3 protein-coding genes are annotated in these 3,296 nt (G+C 36.0%); all 3 read right to left on the bottom strand.

Going from position 1 to position 3,296, the window contains the following annotated elements:
* Window positions 1-1,409 (bottom strand): molecular chaperone DnaK (dnaK, locus tag ACT8VG_RS09015; protein WP_444195673.1); only part of this gene is annotated, 1,409 nt, incomplete at its 3' end.
* A 17-nt stretch (window positions 1,410-1,426) separates the two neighbouring features.
* Entirely contained in the window at window positions 1,427-1,999 is a 573-nt protein-coding gene (gene grpE / locus ACT8VG_RS09010) for a nucleotide exchange factor GrpE (protein ID WP_129981025.1), read from the bottom strand.
* A gap of 13 nt (window positions 2,000-2,012) precedes the next feature.
* Window positions 2,013-3,035: a heat-inducible transcriptional repressor HrcA gene (gene hrcA / locus ACT8VG_RS09005; RefSeq protein WP_117459040.1), complete on the bottom strand. Its 1,023-nt coding sequence runs from the start codon at window positions 3,033-3,035 to the stop codon at window positions 2,013-2,015.
* Window positions 3,036-3,296 lie beyond the last annotated feature (261 nt).

The raw sequence follows: 3,296 nt of genomic DNA, 5'->3' as shown, positions 1-3,296 counted from the left end.
GTGATAGACTGTTCTTTGTTAGTCTTCATATCTTTTGCTTTAACGTTTACGATACCGTTAACGTCGATATCAAATGATACTTCAATCTGAGGAATGCCTCTTGGAGCTGGTTCAATACCATCAAGTTTGAATAAGCCTAACTGCTTATTATCTTTAGCCATTGCACGTTCACCCTGTAATACGTTGATATCTACAGCTGGCTGGTTATCAGCAGCAGTTGAGAAGATCTGTGATTTAGTAGTTGGGATAGTTGTGTTACGAGGGATTAATACTGTCATAACACCACCCATAGTTTCGATACCAAGTGATAATGGTGTAACATCAAGTAATACGACATCCTTAACATCACCAGTGATAACACCACCCTGGATTGCAGCACCCATAGATACTACTTCATCAGGGTTAACTGACTTGTTAGGTTCTTTTCCTAATAATCTCTTAACTGATTCCTGTACTGCAATGATACGAGTAGAACCACCAACTAATAAGATCTGATCGATTTCAGAAGCAGATACTTTCGCATCAGTTAATGCCTGTCTTACTGGAACTTCTGTTTTAGCAACTAAATCAGCTGTTAATTCATCAAATTTAGCTCTTGTAAGAGTCATATCTAAATGAAGTGGTCCATTAGCACCAGCAGTGATATATGGTAATGAGATCTGAGTCTGCATCATACCAGATAAGTCTTTCTTAGCCTTTTCTGCAGCATCTTTTACTCTCTGCATAGCCATCTTATCAGCGCTTAAATCAACACCGTTTTCTTTCTTGAATTCAGAAACCATGTAGTCCATAACTTTCTTATCGAAGTCATCACCACCTAAGCGGTTGTTACCTGCAGTGGCTAATACATCAAATGTACCATCATATAAGTCAAGGATAGAAACATCGAATGTTCCTCCACCTAAGTCATATACTAATACTTTCTGTTCCTGTTCAGTTTTATCTACACCATAAGCAAGTGCAGCAGCTGTAGGTTCGTTGATAATACGTTCAACATCAAGACCTGCAATCTTACCAGCATCCTTAGTAGCCTGACGCTGAGCATCATTGAAGTAAGCTGGAACTGTGATAACTGCCTTAGTTACTTTTTCACCTAAATAGCTTTCAGCAGTAGCCTTTAAGTTCTGAAGAATCATTGCTGAAATTTCTTCTGGTGTATAATCACGACCATTTACATGTTCTTTATAGTTTGTACCCATATGTCTCTTGATTGATGCTACAGTATCAGGATTTGTAACAGCCTGACGCTTTGCAGCTTCACCAACGATGATTTCACCGTTCTTGAATGCAACAACTGATGGAGTTGTTCTCATTCCTTCTGGATTTGCAATTACTTTTGCTTCACCATTTTCCATAACACTGACACATGAATTTGTTGTACCTAAATCAATACCAATAATTTTACTCATAATAAGTTCTCCTCCTATTAATCCTTATTCACTTTCACTAAAGTTGCTCTAATTACTCTATCTTTTAACATATAACCTTTTTGTAATTCTTCAGTCACAATATTTGGACCAAAGTCAGGATTATCATCCTGCATGACTGCCTGATGCATATTTGGATCAAATTCCTTACCCTGTGCTTCAATCACAGTTACACCATTCTTACCAAGAATATTCATTAACTGGTTCAAAATCATCTTATTACCCTTAAGAATATTCTTACCTTCTTCGCTTTCAGGTTCAACAGTTAATGATCTTTCATAGTTATCAATAACTGGTAGTAACTCTTCAATAAAAGACTGCATTGCATACTTTAACTGATTCGCATGTTCATTTTTAAGTCTTTTCTTTAAGTTTTCCATATCAGCGAATACTTTATAATAATCTGTCTTCCACTTGTTGATTTGAGATTCTAAGTCCTTAATCTTTTCATCTTTAGGATCTACTGTTTCTTCAGCTGTTTCTTCAGTTGTTTCTTCTTTTACTTCTTCAGCTTCTTCCTTAGTAGATTCTTCAACAGTTTCTTCTGCTTCTTTCTTCATTTCTTCTGCCATGGTCTCACCTCTTCTACTCATCATTTTCCTTGATGATTCTTTCTATATTTTCAGTAATATATTCTACAAGCGATACAACTTTCTTGTAAGGCATACGTGTTGGACCGATTACAGAAATCGTTCCTTTACTAGCTCCTCCTGTATCAAAAGAAGATGAAATAACTGATACATCATCAAGTCCAGATACATTTGAATCATCACCAATCAATACCTTGATGCCATCATCATCAGTTGGTGCTAAGAAATTCCAGTTTGATGAATTTTCAAATGCACTCACTAATTTTCTTAACTTGTTGACATCATTGTATTCTGGTTGATACAGCAAATGATCTTTACCAGAGAAATATACATTGTTTCTTGCAAACTTCATAAATGCTTCTAAGAAAGCATTAAACAAGATTTCATGTTCCTTGATTCTCGTATTGAGGATTGGCTTGACATCGTTTTCTAATCTATCTGCCACCTGATTAATTGGCGTTCCTACTAATGTGTCGTTCATTACAGCCACACAAGATTGTAAATCATCCAAACTCAATGTCTCAGATAAAGTGAAAACTCGATTTTCTACATGTCCCTTATCCGTTACAATAATCGCAGTCACATTGCGCGTCCCAATTGGAACAAGTGTAATGTTCTGCAGAGATTCATAACTTGAATTAGGTCCTAGAGCAACCGCCGTCAGATCAGTCAACTGGCTTAACATTTCGCAGCTTTCTTTAATCAAACTATTCAATGATTGATGTGTATCACTAAAGATAGTTGCAACCTGGTTCTTTACCTGTTCATCGACATTTGGCTGAAGCAAAGTATTTACATAATAGTAATATCCCTTCTTAGAAGGAACACGACCAGAAGATGTATGTGTCTTCACTAGAAAGCCAAGTTCTTCAAGCTTGCTCATTTCATTTCGAATAGTGGCGCTTGAATATGGTAATTCATATTTTGTCATCAGAAGCTTAGATCCAACAGGCTCTGCTGTTTCAATAAACTCTTCGACAATATATTTAAATATAAGCATTTGTCTTGCCGATAGCATTCCCAAGCACCTCCTTAGCACTCTTTTTCCTCTTGTGCTAGATTCATTATACATTCTTTTTTAGCAGTGTCAAGACTTTAGTGCTAGTTTATATTAAAAATGGTTGCTCTAATTTGAGAAACCATTTATTCTGGTAAGAAATCTAGAAGAATGGAATTAAGAAGATCGAGTGTATCATTTGTTTTCAAATGATTGTTTTCAATAATCAACGAATGATTACCAAGGTTCTTAGTGAGAGCTTCTTTATAGACATCTTCTACA

Source organism: Catenibacterium sp. (assembly GCF_052354645.1).
GTDB classification, from domain to species: Bacteria; Bacillota_I; Bacilli_A; order Erysipelotrichales; family Coprobacillaceae; genus Catenibacterium; species Catenibacterium mitsuoka_A.
The sequence above is the reverse complement of the archived record's forward strand: the minus strand, read 5'-3'. Positions and strand labels throughout refer to the sequence as shown.

Excerpts from the sequence above, each read along its gene's own strand:
- grpE (WP_129981025.1), bottom strand. The coding sequence starts at position 1,999 with ATGGCAGAAGAAATGAAGAAAGAAGCAGAAGAAACTGTTGAAGAATCT.
- hrcA (WP_117459040.1), bottom strand. The coding sequence starts at position 3,035 with ATGCTATCGGCAAGACAAATGCTTATATTTAAATATATTGTCGAAGAG.